This window comes from Pedobacter anseongensis (genome assembly GCF_037482965.1).
Lineage (GTDB): Bacteria > Bacteroidota > Bacteroidia > Sphingobacteriales > Sphingobacteriaceae > Pedobacter > Pedobacter anseongensis.
On the sequence record NZ_JBBHKB010000003.1, the window covers coordinates 275,847 to 299,171 of the forward strand.

At 37.8% G+C, this 23,325-nt stretch carries 17 protein-coding genes; 2 read left to right on the forward strand and 15 right to left on the reverse strand.

Features of this window, described 5'->3' with window-relative positions; all coding sequences use genetic code 11:
• Positions 1-28: 28 nt before the first annotated feature.
• The 6 genes from WG904_RS11955 to WG904_RS11980 all read right to left on the reverse strand — a co-directional run bounded on the left by WG904_RS11955 (position 29) and on the right by WG904_RS11980 (position 12,968).
• Positions 29-1,753 carry a RagB/SusD family nutrient uptake outer membrane protein gene (locus WG904_RS11955; RefSeq protein WP_339579553.1) on the reverse strand — a complete coding sequence of 575 codons (1,725 nt, stop codon included), beginning with the start codon at positions 1,751-1,753 and terminating at the stop codon, positions 29-31.
• Positions 1,754-4,924, reverse strand: coding sequence for a SusC/RagA family TonB-linked outer membrane protein (locus WG904_RS11960; protein WP_339579554.1), 3,171 nt, complete (start codon positions 4,922-4,924; stop codon positions 1,754-1,756). It lies immediately after the preceding gene.
• Between the two features lie 458 nt (positions 4,925-5,382).
• On the reverse strand, positions 5,383-5,901 hold the full coding sequence (locus WG904_RS11965) for a hypothetical protein (protein WP_339579555.1): 519 nt from the start codon (positions 5,899-5,901) through the stop codon (positions 5,383-5,385).
• Between the two features lie 19 nt (positions 5,902-5,920).
• On the reverse strand, positions 5,921-7,516 hold the full coding sequence (locus WG904_RS11970; RefSeq protein ID WP_339579556.1) for a RagB/SusD family nutrient uptake outer membrane protein: 1,596 nt from the start codon (positions 7,514-7,516) through the stop codon (positions 5,921-5,923).
• A 58-nt stretch (positions 7,517-7,574) separates the two neighbouring features.
• Positions 7,575-10,724, reverse strand: a complete 3,150-nt coding sequence (locus WG904_RS11975) for a SusC/RagA family TonB-linked outer membrane protein (protein ID WP_339579557.1) — start codon at positions 10,722-10,724, stop codon at positions 7,575-7,577.
• A gap of 321 nt (positions 10,725-11,045) precedes the next feature.
• Positions 11,046-12,968 (reverse strand): 7TM diverse intracellular signaling domain-containing protein, encoded by a 1,923-nt coding sequence (locus WG904_RS11980; protein ID WP_339579558.1) that lies wholly within the window; start codon positions 12,966-12,968, stop codon positions 11,046-11,048.
• Between the two features lie 54 nt (positions 12,969-13,022).
• On the opposite strand from WG904_RS11980, the gene WG904_RS11985 reads away from it, so the two are divergent.
• Positions 13,023-14,186, forward strand: a complete 1,164-nt coding sequence (locus WG904_RS11985) for a chondroitinase-B domain-containing protein (protein WP_339579559.1) — start codon at positions 13,023-13,025, stop codon at positions 14,184-14,186.
• Here the strand turns inward: WG904_RS11985 and WG904_RS11990 are convergent, their stop codons facing one another.
• The 9 genes from WG904_RS11990 to WG904_RS12030 all read right to left on the reverse strand — a co-directional run bounded on the left by WG904_RS11990 (position 14,187) and on the right by WG904_RS12030 (position 22,188).
• Positions 14,187-14,645, reverse strand: coding sequence for a MaoC family dehydratase (locus WG904_RS11990; protein WP_339579560.1), 459 nt, complete (start codon positions 14,643-14,645; stop codon positions 14,187-14,189). It abuts the gene before it with no gap.
• A gap of 52 nt (positions 14,646-14,697) precedes the next feature.
• Positions 14,698-15,168, reverse strand: coding sequence for a pyrophosphohydrolase domain-containing protein (locus tag WG904_RS11995; protein WP_339579561.1), 471 nt, complete (start codon positions 15,166-15,168; stop codon positions 14,698-14,700).
• A 44-nt stretch (positions 15,169-15,212) separates the two neighbouring features.
• The gene (locus tag WG904_RS12000; RefSeq protein ID WP_339579562.1) at positions 15,213-15,989 is read right to left on the reverse strand and encodes a 3-keto-disaccharide hydrolase; all 777 of its coding nucleotides are present in this window, start codon (positions 15,987-15,989) and stop codon (positions 15,213-15,215) included.
• 124 nt (positions 15,990-16,113) lie between these two features.
• The gene (locus WG904_RS12005) at positions 16,114-17,232 is read right to left on the reverse strand and encodes a D-TA family PLP-dependent enzyme (RefSeq protein ID WP_339579563.1); all 1,119 of its coding nucleotides are present in this window, start codon (positions 17,230-17,232) and stop codon (positions 16,114-16,116) included.
• A 265-nt stretch (positions 17,233-17,497) separates the two neighbouring features.
• Positions 17,498-20,464 carry a beta-L-arabinofuranosidase domain-containing protein gene (locus WG904_RS12010; protein ID WP_339579564.1) on the reverse strand — a complete coding sequence of 989 codons (2,967 nt, stop codon included), beginning with the start codon at positions 20,462-20,464 and terminating at the stop codon, positions 17,498-17,500.
• A gap of 47 nt (positions 20,465-20,511) precedes the next feature.
• Entirely contained in the window at positions 20,512-20,910 is a 399-nt protein-coding gene (locus tag WG904_RS12015; RefSeq protein ID WP_339579565.1) for a VOC family protein, read from the reverse strand.
• 10 nt (positions 20,911-20,920) lie between these two features.
• Positions 20,921-21,370, reverse strand: a complete 450-nt coding sequence (locus WG904_RS12020; RefSeq protein ID WP_339579566.1) for an SRPBCC family protein — start codon at positions 21,368-21,370, stop codon at positions 20,921-20,923.
• Positions 21,360-21,743, reverse strand: a complete 384-nt coding sequence (locus WG904_RS12025; protein ID WP_339579567.1) for a DoxX family protein — start codon at positions 21,741-21,743, stop codon at positions 21,360-21,362. The genes WG904_RS12020 and WG904_RS12025 overlap by 11 nt, the downstream gene beginning before the upstream one ends.
• Positions 21,744-21,768: 25 nt before the next feature.
• Positions 21,769-22,188: an SRPBCC family protein gene (locus tag WG904_RS12030; RefSeq protein ID WP_339579568.1), complete on the reverse strand. Its 420-nt coding sequence runs from the start codon at positions 22,186-22,188 to the stop codon at positions 21,769-21,771.
• Between the two features lie 129 nt (positions 22,189-22,317).
• Between WG904_RS12030 and WG904_RS12035 the strand changes: the two genes are divergently transcribed.
• Complete coding sequence (locus tag WG904_RS12035) at positions 22,318-23,295, forward strand: GlxA family transcriptional regulator (protein WP_339579569.1); 978 nt, start codon at positions 22,318-22,320, stop codon at positions 23,293-23,295.
• Positions 23,296-23,325 lie beyond the last annotated feature (30 nt).

The window sequence follows — 23,325 nt, forward strand, 5'->3', positions numbered from 1 at the left end:
AAATCTTTATTTGCGTTAGATTAATTGACTATTCCCAACCCGGGTTCTGCGTAAGCACTCCTTTACTTTTATAAATTTCTGTTCTAGGAATTGGGTAAAGGTTCTGTTTTTCGGTCCACGTTTTTTGGAAGCCAGTGCCTAACACAAACGGTGTGTAAGTAAATGTTCCATCGGCCTTTTTAAACACGTCCATTCCCTTCATGGGTACGGCAATTGTAGTAGCACCAATTTTCCAACGCATAATGTCATACCAGCGGTGATCTTCGAAAGACAATTCGATAGCGCGTTCGTGTCTAATTACTTCACGCATTTCGGCAGTCGTCATGTTATCTTTTAATCCATAACCATAGGTACCTGATCCTTTGGCAATCCCTGCTCTTGCACGAAGCAATACTAAAGCGTTATAAATACTCGCATCTGGGGAACCTAAGAACTCGTTTTGCGCTTCTGCATAGTTTAATAGTACTTCGCCATAGCGGAAGTAGATATAGTTTAGCAAAGTTGTACTACCCCCTACTGTTCTATATACTTCTGGCCAGTATTTTTTACAATAATAGCGAGTTGCGGTATAGGTAATGTTACCTGGGTTCCAGTCTTTCCCATAAACGGTAGCTGTTCCTTGCAGCGTAGACCACATCTCTATTTTACCACCTTGCCAAGGCAGGTCGTTATAAATAATGTTATCATAAAAACGAGGTTCTCTTCCTACATAGGGTTTTTGAGGATCGTACCCTGATGCAGGATCGGTAATTGGCAATCCATTTGCCATTTCGTACATATCTACGTGGTTTTGGGTTGGATTCATTTGCCCTTGTGCACCACCAGAACCGGGAGACATAGAGAAATCTTGCATCATTTCGCCAGATAAAGGTGTGTTTCCTTTAATTCTGATCATGATGTATTCTGGTGAGTTTGGTACATTTAAAATGTCGCCATAGGTGTCTTGCAATGCATATCTACCATCCATTAAAGCACGTGCGGCATCTGCTGCTTCTTTCCATTTGGCTTTATCGTTAGTTGGATTGTTTAATGGACTAGCGGCATACAGTAATACACGGGCTTTTAAGGCCTGAGCTGCACCAATTGTTGGTCGTCCGTAATTAGAAGCACCATATTCTGCATCTGTACCCAATTTAGTAACAGCAATATCAAGATCTTTCAAAATAAATGCAGTAATTTCCGCAAACGATTTGCGTGGAAGATTAATATCATCATTTACCCCATACACCTTATCTACAAGCGGAACGCCACCAAATCTTTTGGTCAATTCGAAATAAGACATGGCACGAAGAAATCTCATTTCACCTTCTACGCGTACCGGATCGAAAATTGGAACGGTAGCAGGTGGTGCAGGCGGAACATCTGCAATTCGAGAGAGCATTTTATTGGTGATGGCTATTCCAGCATACATTCTTTTCCAGATATCACCAATGTCATTTAAACTAGCTTGTGTAGAATGCTCATGGTACAAGCCCCGGTTTAATGAGGTTACGGTACCCTCAGAGTTACCTGAAACGGCCTCGTCTGATGCTTGAGATACCGTACCACGGTGATCATTAAATCGTACATATTTTGTAATGGTATAATTGTACGCATTATCAGCAAATTTTGCGGCTTGCGCTGGGTCTGCAAAGATCTCGTCCTCGGTTAAAGCCACGCCTGGGGTTCTTTCCAGAAAGTCTTTTTTACAAGAAACGAAACAGAGTGTTAATAAAACAACAGCTGTATATATTTTATAATTTCTTCTCATCATTTAAAAATTAACGTTTAAACCAACATTATAAACTCTCGAGGTTGGGTAAAGAGATTGAATTGGAAAGGCCTGGTTAACCACGTTCAAGTTTTCTGGATCTAAATACATTTTAAACTTCGTCCACGTGTACAGGTTTTGTCCGTTTAGGTAAACCCTTACATTATTCAATTTTACTTTCGCTACCCATTCTTTTGGCAACGTATACGACAACTCTACATTTCGCACCTTTAAATAGGCGGCATTTTGAAGTGTAAAATCATTTAACGCATAGTTTAATGAAGCTGTTCCTCTAGAGTGTAAAGCTGGCCATGTGGCCGTAGCAGCGTTTTCAGGTGTCCATGCATTTAACATGTACTCATACATTTGCTGTCCGTTGTTTTGCTCTGTTAAGATTACATTAGAGCTCACATGGGCTACCCCTTGAAACAATACCGACATACTAAAGCCTTTGTAGGCAAAGCGTGGAGTAAAACTGTAAACATATTCTGGGGTATTGGTATACCCAATCGAAGTTTGATCGAGCGTGGTAATCAAACCATCACCATCTAAATCTTTAAATTTTAAGTCGCCAGGAATGGGATTAAAACCTTGTTGTTTAACAGATGATTCAATATCGGCTGCATCTTTGTAAAAACCATCGTTAACATACCCAATAAACTGACCCACGCTCTTCCCTTTTCTAGCTTGATAGAATGGTAAGCCATCTGGTTCATCGTTTTCAATAATTGTGTTTTTTGTGTAAGAAAATTGGGTGTTTAATCCGATTAAAACCTGACCAATTTTACCTTGGTAGTCTAATTCAAGTTCGTAACCTTTGTTGTGAACTTCGCCTTTATTTAATAAGGGATAGCTGTGTCCGAAAAGCGCGGAACCACTTAGAGATGGTGTTAAAATGTCTTTCCGGTCTTCTTCAAACACATCTACGTTAAATTTAAGCGCATCCTTAAAAAGGCGGGATTCGAAACCAATGTTCTTTTTGGTACCCGTTTCCCAAGTTACCTGATCATTACCCAGCGCACTATCGCCAATAAATAAGGTTGGAAAGTTGGTAATTGATAATGGGTTTCCGAATGGTGCTGAGGCATTACCCGAATAGGTTGTTAAGAACAAAAATCGATTATTCGAAACGTTATCGTTACCTACTAAACCATAGCTACCTCTTACTTTAAAATAACTTAAAATGTTATTCTTTTTCCAAAATGGCTCATTGGTTACCGTCCAACCAGCAGATACCGCTGGGAAAAAACCATAGCGTAATCCGGGAGCAAAGTTTTCTGAACCGTTGTAACTTGCACTGACATCAAAAAGGTATCGATCTTGATCGAAGTTATAACGTACACGAGCAACTAATCCTTGGAATGCTCTAGGGGGAGCGGTAAAAGAGGTTCCACCATCTGTACGCACTAACGTACGTAGACCCAATAGTGTACCATCTACATTGTGCTTACCGAAATCTCTATTATAGGTAAAGCCAGATTGTAAGGTCATATTGGTGCTACCTGTTGTTACACCGCCATTTACAACACCACCTAATGGCTGGTCACGATTACGTGTATCGGTAGATAACGTTACTGCACCTGTTTGTGGATTATATACATAAGCAGCCCAGTTTGCATTTCTTCGTTCTACATTATTATAATATGAATCGAAAGCAAAATTAGTTTTAAAGGCTAAACCTTTAGTTAGCGCACCTAATTTGTAGTCTAAATTAAAAGTACTCTCAATGGTATTAATATCGTCATCACGTGTTCCGAACCGGGTTAATACAGCGAAAGGGTTCCATATGTTCGTACCTACATTTGGGTTAGCTGTTATTCTGCCATCGGGTAAAGTAACCGGATAGGCGTACGCCGGAACTTGTAGGATACGAGAAATCATACCCTCTATGGTATCGTAAGAAAAGGCAGATGAAGACAATAAGCCCGCTGGTTGATAACGATTGGCAAAACGTCCACCCAATTTAATCCCTACTACAAAATCTTTGTTTAAGGTAAGATCAACATTGGTACGGAAATTATAGCGGCTATAGTTAGGCACTGTATTAATGCCATATGGCGAATCAAATTTCTTAAATATTCCATCTTGGAAGGCATAACCAGCGGAAACAAAATACTTGGCAAACTTGGTACCTCCATTAATATTAATATTATGTGTGGTTTGCGAATAGTACTTCTTCGTTAAATAATCGAACCATTGCACATCTGGATAACCAATCGGATCAGATTTATCTGCAAATTTTTGAATTGCATCATCTGAAAAAGGGGCAGCCTTCCCATCATTTATATACGCTTGATTTAATAACGTTGCATTTTCAAGTGCTGGTAAACCTACCGCTAAACCTGTATAGGTTTGCGCAGCATAGTTCCCAGAATAGAATACTCTAGGTTTTCCAATTTTACCTGCCTTTGTGGTAATTACGATTACCCCATTTGCACCTTTTAAACCATACACTGCAGTTGAAGCTGCATCCTTAAGAATAGATACCGTTTCAATTTCACTGGGGTCAATATCTGAAAAACTTGGTCGTTCAATTCCATCAACCACTACAATCGCATTCGCATTTGCTCCATAGGTAGCTACACCACGAATTTTAATGGTAGAGGCGTCGGCACCGGGTTGTCCGCTGGTTTGTACCGCCAATAAACCAGGTAAACGTCCAATTAAACTGTTAGTTGGATTTGGGGTTGGCGACTTCATTAACTCCTCTGCATTAATTTGAGAAACAGCACCCGTTAAGCTCGATTTCTTTTGCGAGCCATAGCCCACAATCACCACTTCGTTTAATCCTTGATTGTCTTCTTCTAAAGTAATTATTAAACTAGTTTGACCTTTGAGAACAACTTCTTGTTGTTTAAAGCCAATACTTGTTACCACAATAATTGCATTTTCGTCGACATTTTTTAAAGTAAACTTTCCGTTTCCATCTGTTATGAAACCATTTTGAGTTCCCTTAACCTTAATTCCAACACCAGGAATCGGATTACCTGTAACATCTCTAACAACACCGGTAACATCTAAAAATGCAAGTGTTGCACTTCTGGACGTTAAAGAAGGATTTGATTTTTTTGGGCTTGTTGCAACAGTAGCAGAAGCGCCGATTTGCAGAAATAAACACCAGAGCAGTGTTACATACATTCTCTGCAAAATTCTCTTTAGTAGAATTTTCCTCATACAGTTTGATTTGGTTAATTAATCTTCCAAAAAATTTGGTGAGGTAAATATAGAGTAATAGCAATTAGAATTGCAAATAAAATAATTCATAAATAACTGATATTTAACGAGTTACAAAAATTTTGATGCGCATAATTCGCAAACCACAAAATTCATAATCATCTGTAATACTGCACCTTATAAGTCTCTTTGAATTTTTATATGATACGCTTTATCCGCAATTAAAAAAAATGATAAAATTATTAACATTCCTGCTTTTTGAGCTTAGGACTAAGATTTTTTTCTAAAAATCGATATCATATCCAGTCCTATCAAAGTTCATCTTGCGATATAAACGTATCAAATAACAGTATCGAAATTAAAAAGCCAGTAAACGACGAATTCGCCTCTTATAAAAAACGCCATTGCAATTAAAATGCAATGGCGTTTTTGGGTTTACAAATAAATTGCTATATCAATTATTTAATTTCCAAGAAGCGTTTAAATGCTTGAGAAAAATTTCCTACGGTATACTGAGTAGTTTCATTTTTTACAATGTTAATTTCAATTTTACGTGTACCTGGTATAGCGCTATTTAATAACTTTACATAAATGGTATCCACCTTTGCTTTCGATTGTTCGAATTTTAAGGTGTACAGGCCATTACTTGCTTGTAGTACATTTCCACTTTTATCAACAAAATTAAAATCTTGCCCTACTATGGCTGGAGCATTTTGACTGGTAGAAATCAAGGTATATTTAGCTTCCGAATCGTAGTCGCGAACAAAAACAGAATGAAACTGTACGGGAAATTTAACTAAGGTAGTTTGTGTTCTGAATACTGATTCAGTAGCCGTATTGTTCCAGGGAAGGAAACCCGCATAATAGTAATTTTCGTATTCTGGCAATCCAGCAGGGTATTCTCTGTCTTCTTTGCAAGACGTAAAAGTAACAGTCATTACTACAATGAGTGCTAGGAATATTTTTAAATGTTTCATTTTCTTAATATTAATTTAGTTATTGCCAACCTGGATTTTGTTTCACATTGCCATCGCTAAGTGTAATTTCTTGTAAAGGCACTGGATATAAGTAATCTCTATTTGGATTAAAGGTTCGAGTAGCAGCAGCTTCTGTAATTAAAACCCCATCGGCATTTAATTTTAGGGCCGAAGCATTTGTACCTATCCATTCGCTAGCGATGTATTTGCCACCAAGTATATCTTTCGGCATTACCGTTTCAGCAGTTTTCCAACGAATTAAGTCGCCATATCTGAAATATTCTAACGATAACTCTACCGTTCTTTCTCTTCTAATCTCTTCGCGCATGCTAAGGTTATTAGCGGTAACAAAGGCATTGGTTAATCGAGGTGCGAAACCCGCGCGTGTTCTTAAGGCATTTACGGTTAAGTTTAAATCCGCATCTGAAATCGATTCAGTCAGTTCAAATTTTGCTTCAGCTAAAATTAAGAGTACTTCGGCATAGCGAATATGTACCTTTTGTACTGTTGCACTATTATTGATGGCCCAATCGGCTGCATCAAATCCCTTTTTTCCTGCATAAGCTGTTCTCGAACCTAATGAAGTTTGTGGCACCCAAGGCCGTTGATAAGATGCTTCGCCAGAACGATACACCAAGGTAGCGATACGAGGATCTCGATTATCTAAAATGGTATTATAGCTTGTTTCTGCTGCCTCTGGAACAAAGAAAGGTGATCGGGTTGCCGACGGCGTTTGATCTGAATTCCAAGCAGGTAAGCCATCACTATATAAAAACTGGCGAATTAGGTTACGCGTAGGCGCAATACGACCATTTTCCAAATCGCGTGAGGTGTTATGAGTTAATATTGTTAACGCATATAGTTTCACGAGTAAGTTTTCTGTATTCGATGCCACATCGCCCAAATGAGTAAATTCGCCCAAGTAATTGGGAAATAAGGTATGGCCTTGTCCCATTACTAATGTAGCAGCGGCTACGGCGACATTTAAATGTTCCTGCCACCCATTAACGCCATGAAATTTAGCCCGAGTACCCTCTTCTAAACCTACTCTAGCTTTTAACGCCCAAGCACTGCTTTTGGTTACTCTACCATATTGTGCAGCGGGTAAAGCGGCCCTGGTGGGTAACCATTGTGCCGCAAAATCTAAATCATCGTATATAGCTTTTGCCACAGTTTCTCTGGCTGTTCTTGGCATCTTAAGATCTGGGTCTTCTACCGTTAACGTTTTTAAAACCAAGGGAACATCGCCATATTTTTCAATCAATTGAGAATAGGCATACGCTCTAAAAAATCGGGCTTCCGCAAAATAACGATTTTTAATGGCATCAGCTACTTGGGCTTTCTGACCTTTTTCTAGGATATTATTTGCCGTAAAAATCATATCGTAAGGGCTACTCCAGTTTCCATCTGTACTTGGTACACCTCTCGAACCTGTACTGATGGTATTTATCGCCTGATTGGTATTGTCATCGGCACGATTATCTGGTCCATACCCCCCCAACTGTTGATATAATCGGTTTGCTGCATTAATTAAATCAGTTTCTGTGTTCCAAAAAGCAACATCAGAGAAATTTGTTTCAGGCACTCTGTCTAATTTTTCACAACCTGTTAACATAACGATTGCGATTAAAACAGTGCTTATTATTATTTTCTTAAATCTCATAATAGTATATCTATAAAGTAACGTTTAAACCAAATGCATATGCACGATAAAATGGATAGGTTTGTGAATTCACTCCATTGGCCACTTCTGGATCAAATACGCTCAACACTTTTGTGCTTTCCCATAAATCTTGCCCAGAAAAGTAAACACGCACGTTTTGCGCATATTTCTTCTTAATTGGTAGCGTATATCCCAGCTGTAGATTCTTTAAACGGATATAACTTCCATTTTGAGTCCAACGGTCAGACGGCTTGTAATTATGATCACTGGTTTGGTACATTCTAGGGAAAAATGCATCTGGATTATCTGGGGTCCAACGGTCCATATGGATGGTCCAAGGCATATTTGCTGTTCCAAAAAAGGGAGACAATGTTTCGGTTGCAATTAGAAACGAGCGTTTTAAAGTTCCTTGAAAAGCAATAGAGAAATCAAATCCTTTCCACTGTGCTCCCAAGTCAAATCCGTAAGAATAACGAGCACTTGTGGTGCCTAAATTCACCAAATCTCCAGGATTTTCTGGTGTTCCTCCTCCGGCACTTATTACACCATCTCCATTTAAATCGAGGTACTTGATATCTCCCGCTTTAGGGTTTGCGAAGAATGGATAGCTTACTTTTGTTTTATATTCCGCAGCTTCAGCATCCGATTGGAAAAAGCCTGCTGTTCTGTATCCCCAAACAGTATTTAAAGGAAAACCTTCAATTGCGTTTACAACGCCGCCCGTTCCGATAGAGTTTCTACCTTCATATTTTATCAATTTGTTTTGGTTATCAGAAAAATTAAAACCCAAATTATACCGTACAGCTCCTAGTTTATCTTTCCATCTGAGCTCGGCCTCCCAGCCATAGCTCTTTAACTCGCCCACATTACTGCTTGAAATCCCTACTCCGATAATACTTGGAACGTTTAGTGTAGCGAGCATGTTTTTATTTCGGTTGTCGTACACTTCGGCTGTTCCAGTTAAACGTTCATTTAAAAAGCCAAAGTCAACTCCTAAGTTAGTAGATTGAACGGTTTCCCAAGTTTTACTTACAGAAGGGAGTGTGTTTTGGTAGAAATAGGAGTTTCTAACCCCATTAAACACCAGTGCATTTCCATTATTCAACAATCCAATATAATCGTAAAGCCCTAAAACAGAACCATTACCTACCTGGCCCCATGATCCACGAATCTTAAAGTTTGAAACAAATGGCAGCGTGTTCTTAAAGAAATTTTCTTGACTTATTCTCCATCCTGCAGAGAAGGAAGGAAACAATTGCCATCTATTTGATGGAGCGAGGCGCGAACTTCCATCGTTACGAACGGTAGCTTCGAACAAGTATTTTTCGTCGTAATTATAATTGAACCTTCCAAAAATTGAACTAAATGCCCAAGATTCTACTAAATCGCTATTTGTTCTGTTTAGTGGATCAGCGTAATTTAAACTAAACGAATCATTACTATACAAAACTGTTGCGCCAGCATTAAATTCATCTTTTCGATATTGCTCAAATGAGCCACCAGCCAAAAGTTTAAAGCTATGTTTCTCTGCTAATTTGAATTCGTAGTTTAAGGTTCCCTGTAAATTGTCGAGGTAGCCACGGTTTTTTGTTAAACCGATACCATTTGGTACATTAACCTGATTTCTGACCGTTGCTGTACTTCTTCCATACCAAGAAAGGCTTCTCCTATCCTGCTCATAATTATAACTATCTTGGTTTCTTGAAGCTATGGCATTGATTGAAAATCCCTTTATTAAATTTTTAATTGTTAAGTCAAATTTACCTGTAAAACTTTCATAGATTGATCTGGCCGAACCTGCATTTTTTTCAATATCTATTGGGTTGATTTGCAAATCCCCATTAAAAGGCTGTCCAGTTTTATCTTCATTAGGCACAAAAATTGGCTGACGATTTCTGACACGATATAAAGCATTGATGATATTCCCTGTAGAATAGGAGTTTTCGTTGGTGATGGTACCGATGTAACCCACTACCAAGCCAAGATTAATATATTTATTCATCTCCGCATTCAAATTCAACTTGATGTTATATCTTGAGTTATCATCTGGTCCATAACGCAACACCCCATCTCTCTGATTATAGCCAGTAGAAAACAGATAATTAAGCTCTTTATTACCGCCTCCAACAGATAACGAGTAGTTTTGAAGTGCATTAACGGTGCTCATGCCTTCTTTTATCCAGTTTACTTTACTAAAATATTCCCAACGATCGGCCGTTAAATTAGGTCGATAATTAAAATTTGGATTTCGTATCCACTGCTCCATTTCTGGGGTATATTCTTTGGCTCCCGTTGCGTTAAAACGAGACTCATCGATTAAGGTTTGTTCGTCCCATGCATTTAAGCGTTCTGGCTGACGAGCCGTTACATTCATACTATATATAGAATTAAAACTCACTCTAGTTTTGCCACTTGTGCTTCTTTTGGTGGTTACCAATACCACCCCACCTGCAGCCCTTGCACCATAAATGGCTGATGCGGCCGCATCCTTTAAAAAAGAAATACTTTCTACATCATCTGGATTAATTAGATTAAGATCCATTTGAATTCCATCTACAAGTACTAAGGCGTCGGAGCCATTAATCGAGTTGGTGCCACGGATACGCAAGCCGAAACCCTCGCCACCTGGTCTACCGTTATTACGTGTAACTACAACTCCAGAAACTCTACCCTGTAATGCCGCAGTAACATTTGGCACGGGACGGCTCATTAATTCTTCGCCGCTGATTTGAGAAACCGCCCCAGTTAAGTTCACTTTTTTCTGGGTTCCATACCCAACAATAACCACTTCGTTCAGTCCTTTGTTGTCTTCCTCCATTACAATTTCGAGATTTTTTCGCCCCTCAACTTTAACTTCTAGTTGCTTAAAGCCAATACTTGTAAACACGAGAATTTCGTCGGCCTTTACATCTTTAATTGAAAATCTTCCTTCCCCATCGGTTACCACTCCTTTTGTTGTCCCTTTAATCTTAACACCCACTCCTGGTAAGGGAGCCCCAGTGGCATCTTTAACGGTACCTGAAATGTCGGCAGGGATTAGATAATTTGTTTTGCTCATTCTTATTTGAGAACTAGCAACAGCATTGTTTTGCAGAAAACAGCACCAGAGCAGTGCGATCGCAGATTTCTGCAAAATTCCTTTTAGTAGAATTTTACTCATACAAGTTTAATTTGGTTAATTATTCGTACCAAAATATTTGGTAGAGTAAATATAAGGCAATGCAAATTAACATTGCAAATAAAAAATTTGCGTAAACACCTGATATATAATATGTTATATAATTTTTAATACGTTTAATGCGCAAAACACAAAATACATAATAAGTTGATAATAAGATATTTAAAAAAATAAATAAAAATTGACTCGATACGCTTAATTCGCATCCAAAAAAAACGCTAAATTTTATTAACATTAAACTTTTAAGTAATATAGAGGGGGTGATTTGGTAACGCCTAATGGCTAAATTGAGAAAATATTGGATTATTTTTCGAGCACCAATTTACTCCAACCTGATTTTCCACTTCCTTTAATGTCTTTTTTACGCTCCTCCATGATTTTTTTTACTTTCGAAGCGTAGGTCCAACATGTACTTTGCCTAATTCCCAATTTTTCAGACAATTTGTGAGAGGAGATTGCACCTTTGTGATTGTACATAAGATACACCAGGTAAAAAGCCTTATTGATAGGGATGCGATTGTTTTCGAATATGGTGCGTTGCAGCACCGACTCTTCATAGGCACATTTTGTACATCTTCTATTAAATGGCACTTTACCATTACAATAGGTTAAATTATGGCATTTAACACACGAATACCCATTTTCCCATTTCATATCGGCTAAAAATTTATAGCAAGAATCTCGATCAGGATATTTTTGACTAAATTCTTCAAAATCGAGGTCGGTCGCGTTAATGCGCGCGTTGGTTACTTTTTCGATGTTTGTTTTTAAGGTTATATTGTCTTTTTCGAGCAAAATATTCATTCTCGAAATCTCTTCGGCTTGCTGCTCTAGTAAAGCATTTATGGATAAGAGTTCTTCATTCTGATCTTCGATGGTAATATTTTTCTGTTGAAGTTCTTCAGATTTTTGTTGAACTTCCTTGGTGCGTTCGGCTACTTTAGTTTCTAACTCTCTATTTACCTTATCTTTAAGCTCGGCATTTACCTGCATTTGCCTAATAATTTGTTTTCTAGCGTTTTCCTTCTTCTTTTTCAATAACCTAACTTGATCGCCAATGGCAAACGACAAGAATAACATTTCTAATAAGAAGCCAAAACTTAGGCTATAATAGCCCAGCACATTGCCAATCATCATTCTAGACCACCCTAAAATGTGTACAATCTTGATTATAAACCCTATATATAAACAAAAATAACCAAGTACGAAGAAACGAGCAGGCCCATATTGCTTTTTCCACCAGATATAAATACCCGTAAAAAAACAGAGCGACAAAGGGATAAATTCTAAAAACTTGTATTTAAACCAATCGTTATTATAAAATAAACATACTAAAAAGAAAATAAGACGAACAACCAATAGTACATTGATAGCTTTATCTAAATTTGGTGCCTTTAATTTAACGTGTAAAAGTTCTTTTGTGAAAATTAATCCAAATGAACCTAAAAAAAACAGAGCAATTCCATACGCATACTCGTTCCAAACAGGATGATTAGGCCAAAGATATTGAAAAGCGATGCCATCGGTAGACATCTCATAAAAACCAACGCTTAAGATGTAAAGAATGTAGAAAAGATATTGCCTCCTCTTTACGGCAATATACATCAGCAAATTATGGAAACTGAAAATCACAATCATCCCATAAAAAAAACCGAACGTTAAGTACTCGGAAAGGGCATAGCCAATAAATCGATCTATGCTTCGATATACAATAATTACATTAACAAGATCTTTAGATTTTACCCTAAAATAATAATATTGCTCTCCTACTTTGGTATCATTAATGGTAAATTCGAAATTTTTATGTTGATATAAACGATTTACAAAATTTAAATCGGCTCCGGCTGCGCTTTTGATGTAGCCTCCTTTTCCATCTGGCAGGTAAGCTTCGATGTGGTCGGTAATTTGATCGAAAAATTCGATTAATGCGCCACTTTTAAGATTTTGATTATAAACTACTTTAACCCGATACCAATATGCAGAGGATCGATTATAGTTTTTGGGATAAAAGTCAATATTAGGAATAAATTTGTTTTGAAATGCTTCGCTTCTTACTGTTTCGAAAGTAAGTTCATTAGTTGAATCTTCAAAACAAACAATTTCATCATTCTTAAAAATATGTTCTTTCACACTATCGGCAATAACGACCGGTCTTTGTGCGGAAGTATTTTCATAGAAAAATGAAAAAGTAATTAAAAGGAAAATTTTAAGGTAACTTTTTAGCATATTACAGACCTTAAATATATTAACAAATATCCGAAATTTTCATTTATCAAACCAATGAAGAAACTTAATTTATCATTTATACTTTCCATTTTTCTTTTACCTACAGCTCTTGCTGCAACTTATACTGTTAATTCAGAAAAGCAATTCAAAGAAATTATTCCCGTGTTAGTTCCGGGCGATGAGGTGTTGATTAAGGAAGGCGTATATCCCAACTGGTCGATCGAGATTACTGGCAAAGGCTCGCTAAAGGCTCCTATTTGCATAAAATCTGAAAACGAAGGTGGTGTTACTTTTTCAGGTAATCTTACTAAACCCGTATTTAACTTATTGGGTAGTTATCTGATTTTAAAAGGAATTAACTTTAAAAATTGTAACCTGCTTAAATCCTCTCCACTTATTATAATAACCAATGCAGATCATTGCGTCATCACAAAATGTACCTTTAGCACAAATACAGCGAAAGTTCAGTATACACCTTTAGTGGTATTTTCTGGCAATAGCACTGGTAATCAAATTTCCCGCTGCACTTTTACATCGAATGTAGACAATCAAGATATACAGGTTAAAATCACTAAAGAAACTAGTCCTCTACATACATTAATCGAAAACAATGTATTCGAAAACAAAGCAAAAGTAAGTTGGAAAAACGGCAATGGCGGCGAATGTGTGCAAGTTGGACAAGACCCCGTGCTTTTAGGTGCTAGAGTATCGAAAACAACCGTTCGTTTTAATCGATTTTTAAGGTGCAATGGCGAACCCGAAGTGGTTAGTAATAAAAGCAGCAGTAACACTTATTTTAAAAATTACTTCGAAGATAATGATGGCGAACTAGTAATGCGTGGGGGTCACGATTGCCTAATTGATGGGAATACGTTTAAAGGAGGTAGTGGTGCAATTAGGGTAAATGGAACGGGGCACACCATTATAAATAATGAGATTAGTAACATTAAGACCGCTATTCGGCTGATGTATGGGATGGCTAAGGGAAAAACTGATGTTGGTTTTTACATTGCTGCAAGTGGCTGTACACTTATAAACAATAAAATAAAACAGGCCCATATTGGCATCTTAATTGGCGATAGTAAAGATGCCGATTGGACAGGTAAATTTGACACCGTTAGGTACCCATCGCCGGTAATGCAAAATATTGCTCCATTTGATAATAAAATTGAGAGGAATATCTTTATGAAAACTGAAAAAACAATACTGAGCTTGTAATTAAATAAAATGGTATAAAAACATCACATCGCCTACATAAGCAGGTTTTTTCTCTCCCTCAATTTCGAGAATAGCTTCGATATTTACCTTGGTAATACCTCTTAAATTTACAATACCTTTAAGTCTCGCTTTTAAGCAAACTTTACTATTCACCACTACAGCTTGCCCAAATTTAAAGCTTTCGATTCCGTAGTTGATTTCCATTTTTATATTCCGAATATCAGCAATCTGTTTCCAAAGGTATGGGATAAGCGACAAGGTTAAATAACCATGCGCAATTGTAGCTCCAAAAGGGCCTTCGGCGGCAGCCTTTTCGGGATCGGTGTGGATCCATTGATGGTCTAAAGTGGCATCGGCAAACCTATTGATTTGCTCTTGATCGATGGTATGCCATTGCGAGAAACCGAGTTCTTTCCCTAAATACGTTTCAAATTCTTCGTGACTATTTACTACTAACATGTTTTTTTTGGTGGTTTTTTGGATGGTTCATGGTTGGGTTAAAGCTTAACAATTAACCTTCGATAATAGTTTTCAAATCTGCTGGAGAATAGTTAATCGACTTTAAGGTTTTATGATCTGCATCACGGTACACCAAAAATAAGCCATCTATTTCTTTATAATGCGCATCAACATTACTTTTAGCTTTATAATGGGCAATTGTTGCATGGGCTTCTTCCACTGTTTTACAGGCCTTGCTCATGTTAGAGCGATGAACTTCATCAAATAATTCTTTAAACTTCTCGCCTAGGCCAAATTCGAGCACGGCTCCAGCTAATACATATTGTAAATCGCATAATGCATCGGCTATTTCCACTAAATTATCATCATCAACTGACTCTTGTAATTCTTTAAGCTCTTCGGCTAGTAATTCTATTCGTAATTGAGCTCTCTCTTTACTCGGTATGGCAGGCTGGGCAACTATTGGGTGTTTAAAAGTACTGTGAAATTCGGCAACCTGGCTTAATGCGTTTAAATCGTTCATTCGTTAATGTAGTGTTTTTTAATTTATTCAATTTTATGCGGAGTTTACAACTCTCTAATCCAAATATTACGGAAGCTAATCGGTTCGCTTTTATCACCATGTGACTGTAATTTAATTGGGCATGCACCATGCGCTTTGGCATAACTTGCTGGCCCTATGTATTGTGTTGGTCCCTTTAGCTCAAAATTGTTCTGAACTAAAACACCATTAAAAAATACGGTAACACGGGCTGCACTTTTCAAACTTCCATCTGTGTTAAATAGAGGCGCTGTCCAAATTACATCATAACTCTGCCATTCGCCCGGTTTGCGATTTGCATTTACCAAAGGCGTAGTTTGTTTATAAATACTGGCCGCTTGTCCGTTCGTATAGGTTTTATTGTTGTACGAATCTAAAATCTGTAATTCATAGCCCAAATCTCCAGCGCCGGTAGAAGCTAGAAACAAACCACTATTTCCCCTTGCTTGCCCTTCGCCTGTTATGTTCGCGGGAATTTGCCATTCGAGGTGTAATTGGTAATTGGTAAATTTTCTTTTGGTTTCGATATTGGCCGTAGTTTTATCCACAGTAAAAACACCATCGTGTACGGTCCATTTTGCTGGGCCATTATCTTTTAAACTTACCCATTCATCCAAATTTTTACCATCAAATAAGATAATGGCATCAGAAGGAGCATTGCTATTGGTTGCCCCAGGAGTAACTATAGCAGGTACGGGGGTATAAAATTCGGTATCTGCAGGTTTTGGCTTCTCTTGCGCTAAGGCGGAAAAAAATGGGCTAACTGCTAAAACTAGCGTGGCAATTGTAAAATAACGTTTCATCGTAAAAAGTATATGAATCGAAGATAGTAATTAACGGGTATACTTAAAGCTAAAATTTTATTTTTCTAATAGGAAAGTGATTTGCAACGTGGCAGCCCACCTCCCGTCTCCCAATGATGCGCTTCTAAAAATTAATCGTTCTATCTCTCGCTACAATTTTCCAAGTATCTACAAACTTACCGTTAACAATACAATTCGCTTCACGGTATAAGGCTACAGTTGGACAAACATGGAAAGGCAGTACATATAAAGCATCTCCTATTTTATAGCTGTGACCTGTGGGGGCCTCAACTACCATATGTTCTTCGCTATGGCTAATGGGTATTAGTTCTGGTGCATTTAGAAAAAATGCTCGATCTTTTAAAGCCCCTTCAGATGCAATGGCTTTATGTCCTAGATCTATGGTTAATTTATTTTCGGCGGGCAAGGATACAATTCGAGTTAAAATTAAAGCAGCACATTCAAATGGCTGTTCAGGAACGTTATCGGCATAACTTTTATCCCAAAAAACAAATGTTCCGGAACTACATTCTGTATTTTCTCGATCAAGATGACACAAAAAAGTTGGAGACCCTCCTGCTATTAATAAAAGATTGGCGTATCCTTTAACCTGCAACTCTTTTCTCATTTTCATAACGGCTTCGAACGCCAAATCACATTGTTTTTTTCGCTCTTGAGCTCCCTTTTGTGTAATATGGCCATCGTATGCATGCAAACCCCTAATTTCTAATTTAGGCAATTGATTAGCGTATTCGAAAAGTGCAATGGCTTTATCATCCGCTGTAATCCCAGTTCGGTTCATCCCTACATTTAAATCGAGATAGGCACGAACGACATTATTTTCTTCCAAGGCAAGTTTTGATAAAAGATCAGCGGTCTCCTTATGATCGAATAAGCAAGAAAAGAGTGTATCAGGGTAATGATTTTGTAGCGCAATAAAACGTCGTAATTTGGGTAACGTTAGCGGATAAGCAAGTAAAACATCTGGCGCTTTACATTGCGCAAGCATCTCGGCTTCGGCAATGGTTGCGCATTTAAATTTAGTTACACCGTTTGCCATCAACTCTAGTACAATCTCTTTCGTTTTATGAGTTTTCACATGGGGTCTAAACCTGGTTACATCGCCCACTAATGAAATGGCTAATTTAACGTTATGGGTTATTCGATCGAGATAAAAAAGAAGTGCTGGAGAATCGGAATTCTCCTCATTTTCGACGGTGTACCAATTATTTTTATCGTTCATACGTGGGTACGAATATAAAACATGCAAGTAATAAATAAGGGTATTTATACGGTATTTTTTAGGGTATTTTAACGGTAAAAGATAACGTAATCAACTAACAACAACAATCGAAAGTAAAGGGGCTTTAAAAAACCAGATCAATAACTCAGTAACCGTAACGATAATCGGACCTGTGGAGTATTTCAAGACCCGGAAGTTCAAGCTTTAAAGCGAATAGAACATTTAGTTGATGCGCTTCAAATCGGTTTTACAAGTTGCTAATCTCCTATTTCAGTTCCACATCTAAATACACCGAATGACGTCCGTAAGTATCATAAAAAGGCTTAAAAATTACGTCATCAATAGTGAATTGCAAATGTGCGGGATCACCTTTTATCGATTTGCTGATATCCTTTGCATCAAGCGTTACTTTGCGCCAATCTTTTCTTGCTTCAGGTTCTTGAGCAGCTAATACTATTGGCCCGTAAAATAAGCTGGCAATGTTTTGCTGATCCATTACCGGATCGAGATGAAATTGAAAGGGCATTTTCAATTCTATCGTATCGCCAGCTTTCCATGTGCGACTTATTTTTAGGTAACTCCCAGGTTTCGATTGTAGCTTTTGTACTTCACCGTTAATCTTTACTATAAACCCTTTGGTGGCCCAACCCGGAACTCTAACATTTATATCAAATTTGCCGCTTCCCTTAATGGTGAGCTTGGTATGGTCTTCTTTTGGAAAATCTGTAGTTTGTTCGATCCTTACTTTTCGTTCAGTCCACTCTAGCGTAGAAGGGATATATAAATTCACATAGAGTGCCTGGTTATCTTTGCTTTTGAAGTAAATGGAATTCTGCAGTTTTGTACTACTCTCTAGGGCTGTTCCGTTACAACAGGTAAAGCCTGTCATAGCTGCATTCCCAAATTGTTTAACCGAGCCTGGGCCCAGCGGCACATGATAGGTATTAGCAGGACTATTTTCGGCTACGGAGGCTAAAATATGATTATATAACCCCCGCTCGTAATAATCCATTAATTCTGCTCGTTGGTCGAATAGAAACAGATCGCTTGTTAATTTTAGCATATTATAAGTAGCGCAAGTTTCGTTCTGTCCACCTGCAGAGAAACCATTTTCGTACAATGTTCCAGGCTCACTAATAAAACATTCGGCATTTGCCGGATTACGGGCACCTGCCACGCCTCCGATGCTGTACATATAGTCATTCACCATCTTGTACCAAAAATTATCGGCGATCTTATAATATTCGGGGTTATTCGAAACCCGATACATCTCTATACTTCCAACAATTTGAGGGATATGCTGGTTTGCATGCAAGCCACGGAAAAGGTCTACATTTTTTGCCAGTCCGTGCGAATGTGCGGTATCTCCATAAAACACTTTAATATTATCAAACAGTTGTGCAGTTTTTAGATAGTTCTGGTTGTTAGTGATCCTGTATAAGCGAGCCATGGTTTCGTTCATACCTCCAAATTCACCTGCAATGTAGGTATTCCACATTTTTATTAGCGTTTCTTGCGGTAATTTGCTCAAGCGTGCATATACCCAATTGCCCATACCGGCAGCTACTTCGAGCGCTTTTTTGTTGCCACTAACTTCATAGACATCCAATAAGCCTGATAAAATCTTATGTAAGGTATAGTAAGGGGCCCATATCGAGTTTTTTTGACCGCCATATTTAGCGCCATTTTCTAGCATAATAAACTGATCTGGAGGATAAGCACTAATAAAACCTTTTCCCCAATTCCAATAATCTTTTCGGATACCCGTTTCAGTAAAATCTGAATCGTAGGCCGACTTTCCAGAGCCATACGGCACTGCAGTAGGATCAGAATTGCGCGACAATTTGGATAACTCGTAAAGGGTATTTACCATATACTCCATTTTTTGCGAGAAATTAGATTGAAGTCTCTTATCATACCCCGTACCCGCATAGGCTTGTGCTATTGCAGATAGATAGTGACCTGTAGCATGTCCTCTAAGCTTTGTATCTTGCGTATCCCAACCACCTAAAGGTTTTGCTCCATCAGGCTGTTTCTGGCCAAAAGCTTGACGGAACATGTATAAAAATGAGTTAGGATCGGTAGTAGCTAAGGTATTTATAAACTTATCTCTATTTTCGATAAATTTAGTTTGGTGATTGTGAACATCGTTTGTTAACGAAACTTTGTCCAAATCGAATACCGCTAGCTTCAAAGCAGGGGTCGTTAATTTAGTCGATTCTTTTACAGTGATGTATGCTTTAGGTTCAAAATCTGTTCCAGTAATGCGCCCTGTAACGGTGTATTTTCCGGGCTTAAGAACATTGGCATTATTTACTGGTGAAGGCCATAGTACACGTACTTGTGGCCCTTTTATTTCATTTTGGTAAGTTCCTTCAATATAACCTGGTAATCTTGGCAGACTTCCTACGGTAGTTTCTACTTCTACATCCGCTACGCGCGATAAATACGCGGTATAAAGTTGTGGATCCTCTTTAGAGAATTGCGGGAGATTAGCTTCTCGCCTACCCACATTTACTGCACTTTGTTGGTTTCCTTTTTGGGAATTGGCATATATTCCAGCAACCTGAGCACTACTTAGCGGAACACGATAGATGCGAAAATCGTATAGCATGGCATTCAGATTGGGATCTACAGGTTGCATAGATTTTCCGATATAGAAGATGTTGTTCCCATCTGACTGTCCCTTAAATAAGTTGAAAAACCCTAAAGGTATATCTTCAGGCTCGTACAACAGTTTACCGTCGATGTAGGTCGTCAGCGATTTTGAAGAAATATCGATTACTTTGGTAATATGAACCCAAGAATTTGCTTTTATTGTACCAGCAGGCGAATAAAAAAAGTGAGCATTCGCATTCTTTCCAAAGTCAAAAAAATGTTGGCCCCTTTTAGTTGAGCGCAAATAAATCCACCCTGTTATACTGAGCGACTCTATGCCATTTAACACTTCTTTTGGGATAGAAATATAATCATCACTCGCCCCAGAAAGCGACAATACCTTTCCAAATTTATTATCGGTGAAGAATTTAACCTCGGCACCTTGAAATTTTGCATGAAAATTGTTTCGCGACCAATCTTTCAAATCTCCATTAAACACATAGCGTGCAACCATCTCTGTTTCGCCAATTCCGTCCAATATTTGATCACCATTTTGTGCTTTAACGCTGCTAATGCTTTCGAATAGGATAGCCAGCAAAACTAGTACACGCAAGAATAAATTAACCATCTTCATAGCTAAAGCTACGAAAAAATCAGCAGGTTAGTATGGAACTATTTTAGCTAAAAATACAAAACCCATCTTACATCAAAACGATCCGTGATTTCAATTAGCTTTTCATCATAATTCCTGCTCAAAAAGACCGGTTTGTTAACTTCCAATTTTTGAATGAGTTCTCTTCTAACGGCTACATTTTTACATGGCATAAAAATGGCCATATAATTTCCAAGTATTCTTCCTTCATTATGCACTAAGTCAGACCCATACATACAAATGGTATCGGAAATAAGTGAGGCGTTAACCACAGGCTTTTCTGCATAACCTTTTAATCCAGTTTCAAAAGTTTCGAATCGTAGCGTACCACCAAAGCAGGTTTGGTAAAATGTGAGTGCCTCCTTACAGTTTCCAGAAAAGGTAAGAAAAATTCCACTCACACATTTACCATGATGAGGTTCGGTCATAACAAAAAGGTTAAGCGTCTGGGATTTCGGGTTCTACCAATTTTATTAATTTTTCTAAACATTCTTGCCAGCCTAAATAACACATCTCTGTTGGGATAACGGCAGGGATTCCTTCTTGTAATACTTTAAGTTCGGTACCACACGAAACCTTATTCAGTGAAATTGTGGTTGTCATTTCTCCAGGTAAATTAGGATCGTCGAACGTATCTGTATATTTAATAAATGCATTCGGCTTGATGTCGACATAAGTTCCTCCAAAAGAATGTCCATTCCCTGTACTGAAATTAATAAACGTCATCTTAAATTTTCCTCCCACTTGAAAATCCATTTGCTGTATGGTACAAACAAAGCCATAGGGAGGTAGCCAGGCCGAATGGAATATGGGATCGGAAAAGGCGCGAAATACTTTTTCAGGGTTCGCCTTAACCACCCTGTGCAAAGAAACTGAGTTACTTTTCATTACTGTTAAAATTTAGTTTACGATTATATGTATATGAAATAATAAGGATAACTAATACTGCAAGTGGCATTAACATATACCCAATATTTTTATCTACACATGCATGACTAATGAGGGCAAAGATTAAGTTAAACGTAAGCCCAGCATAGGCCCATTCCTTTAACCTACTCGGTGTTTTAGGGTAGGCAATTGCGAGTGCGCCGAGTGCTTTACAGATAATCAATGCATAGGCAAAGTAATCGGGATAGCCTAGCGGCCTTGTACCCACCGTTACATATTCAGGTGTAAATAAAATCGTGCTTAGTGGCATTAATCCTTCCCAAAGTACAATAATGGCAGTTGCTACCCAAAAGATAATTTTGTTCTTTCTCATTTTATTATTTATTTAATGTGATAGATTAATTTGATTCGACATATTTTGCGAAGCTATTTAAGATTGCTTGCCATCCCTGCTTCTGAAATTCTGGAGCATTTTGCGTTTCAGGATCAAAAGTAGTTTGCACATGAGTTTTGCCGTTTTGTTCGGTAAATAATGTAGTTGCTTGTCTACCATCGCCCATGGTGTAGGTAATTTCACGATGTAAGACAACACTATTGTAAACTCCTTCAAAATCGAACCCAAAACTACCATCTTTAGCTTCCATCCTATTTTTAAACTTACCACCAGTTCTTAAGTCATTTTCACTACTTGGTGTATGCCAACTTGGATCGGGGCTGTTCCATCGAATAATGTCACTCGGTGTATTCCAAGCCTTCCAAACCTTTTCTACAGGAGCATTTATGGTTGCTTCTACTGTAATTCGTGCTAATTGTGTCATTCTTTTTATGTTAATTTTACAATTCAAAATTACATCAGAATTTAAACGTTTACCTGTAGTGAAAACGACAAATAAGAGGTGAATTATGACAAATTAATTTTACCTTGTGGTTAAATACTATTAATTTATATGCAGATTTCTGTCTTTGTACCTGAGTATGGAGTAATTGAAGCGGTTACACCCCCGTTCAGAACCTTCCATACTGCCAATGAGTTTTTAACAGCATTTGGCAAAAAACCTATTTTCAAAGTTGAATATGTAGGCTTAAATGAATATGTACCCGCTAACAATGGCGAGTACATGGTTAAAACCGATCGGTTACTTAAAGATGTGGACCAAACAGATTTACTGATTATACCACCTACCTTTGGCGATACCAGTAAGGGCATTAAAGCCAATGCAGAAGCTATACCTTATTTTAAAAGATTACATGATAAAGGTTCTATTCTAGCTAGTTTATGTATCGGTGCTTTTCTTTTAGCTGAAACAGGGTTACTCGATGGAAAAAAATGTTCTACACATTGGGCTTATATAAACGAGTTTAAGGAAAGGTATCCAAAGGTGGGAGTAGAAGATGGAGCAATAATAACCGAACACGATAATATTTACAGTAGTGGAGGGGCGAGCAGTTTATGGAATTTAATATTATACTTGGTCGAAAAGTTTGCGGACCGAGAAATTGCAGTTATGGTTTCAAAATACTTTGCCTTGGATATTGGAAGAGATAGTCAATCTCAATTTGCCATATTCAAAGGTCAAAGAAATCATGGCGACGATGCTATTCAAAAAGTACAAGATTACATCGAAAAAAATTATAGTGATAAAATATCGATAGAATCATTAGCAAAATTAATTAATTCAGGCCGCAGAACCTTTGAAAGAAGGTTTAAAGAATCTACAAACAACACTCCTCTTGAGTATATACAACGAGTACGAATAGAAGCGGCCAAAAATTTCTTTGAGGCGTCGAGAAAAAATGTTTCGGAAATAATGTTTGATGTAGGCTATACGGATACAAAATCATTCAGAGACATATTTAAAAAACTTACAGGCCTTACTCCAATAGAGTATAGAAATAAGTTTGCAAGGTTATCTAATGAGGTTTAGCGAGGAAAATAACTGTTGCATAGCGTATTG

What these genes read in the sequence shown, in the direction of transcription:
- WG904_RS11960 (WP_339579554.1), bottom strand. Translation starts at nt 4,924, where the DNA reads ATGAGGAAAATTCTACTAAAGAGAATTTTGCAGAGAATGTATGTAACA.
- WG904_RS11995 (WP_339579561.1), bottom strand. Translation starts at nt 15,168, where the DNA reads ATGAACGATTTAAACGCATTAAGCCAGGTTGCCGAATTTCACAGTACT.
- WG904_RS11990 (WP_339579560.1), bottom strand. Translation starts at nt 14,645, where the DNA reads ATGTTAGTAGTAAATAGTCACGAAGAATTTGAAACGTATTTAGGGAAA.
- WG904_RS11985 (WP_339579559.1), top strand. Translation starts at nt 13,023, where the DNA reads ATGAAGAAACTTAATTTATCATTTATACTTTCCATTTTTCTTTTACCT.
- WG904_RS12000 (WP_339579562.1), bottom strand. Translation starts at nt 15,989, where the DNA reads ATGAAACGTTATTTTACAATTGCCACGCTAGTTTTAGCAGTTAGCCCA.
- WG904_RS11965 (WP_339579555.1), bottom strand. Translation starts at nt 5,901, where the DNA reads ATGAAACATTTAAAAATATTCCTAGCACTCATTGTAGTAATGACTGTT.
- WG904_RS12015 (WP_339579565.1), bottom strand. Translation starts at nt 20,910, where the DNA reads ATGACCGAACCTCATCATGGTAAATGTGTGAGTGGAATTTTTCTTACC.
- WG904_RS12020 (WP_339579566.1), bottom strand. Translation starts at nt 21,370, where the DNA reads ATGAAAAGTAACTCAGTTTCTTTGCACAGGGTGGTTAAGGCGAACCCT.
- WG904_RS11975 (WP_339579557.1), bottom strand. Translation starts at nt 10,724, where the DNA reads ATGAGTAAAATTCTACTAAAAGGAATTTTGCAGAAATCTGCGATCGCA.
- WG904_RS11980 (WP_339579558.1), bottom strand. Translation starts at nt 12,968, where the DNA reads ATGCTAAAAAGTTACCTTAAAATTTTCCTTTTAATTACTTTTTCATTT.
- WG904_RS11955 (WP_339579553.1), bottom strand. Translation starts at nt 1,753, where the DNA reads ATGATGAGAAGAAATTATAAAATATATACAGCTGTTGTTTTATTAACA.
- WG904_RS12005 (WP_339579563.1), bottom strand. Translation starts at nt 17,232, where the DNA reads ATGAACGATAAAAATAATTGGTACACCGTCGAAAATGAGGAGAATTCC.
- WG904_RS12010 (WP_339579564.1), bottom strand. Translation starts at nt 20,464, where the DNA reads ATGAAGATGGTTAATTTATTCTTGCGTGTACTAGTTTTGCTGGCTATC.
- WG904_RS12025 (WP_339579567.1), bottom strand. Translation starts at nt 21,743, where the DNA reads ATGAGAAAGAACAAAATTATCTTTTGGGTAGCAACTGCCATTATTGTA.
- WG904_RS12030 (WP_339579568.1), bottom strand. Translation starts at nt 22,188, where the DNA reads ATGACACAATTAGCACGAATTACAGTAGAAGCAACCATAAATGCTCCT.
- WG904_RS12035 (WP_339579569.1), top strand. Translation starts at nt 22,318, where the DNA reads ATGCAGATTTCTGTCTTTGTACCTGAGTATGGAGTAATTGAAGCGGTT.
- WG904_RS11970 (WP_339579556.1), bottom strand. Translation starts at nt 7,516, where the DNA reads ATGTTAACAGGTTGTGAAAAATTAGACAGAGTGCCTGAAACAAATTTC.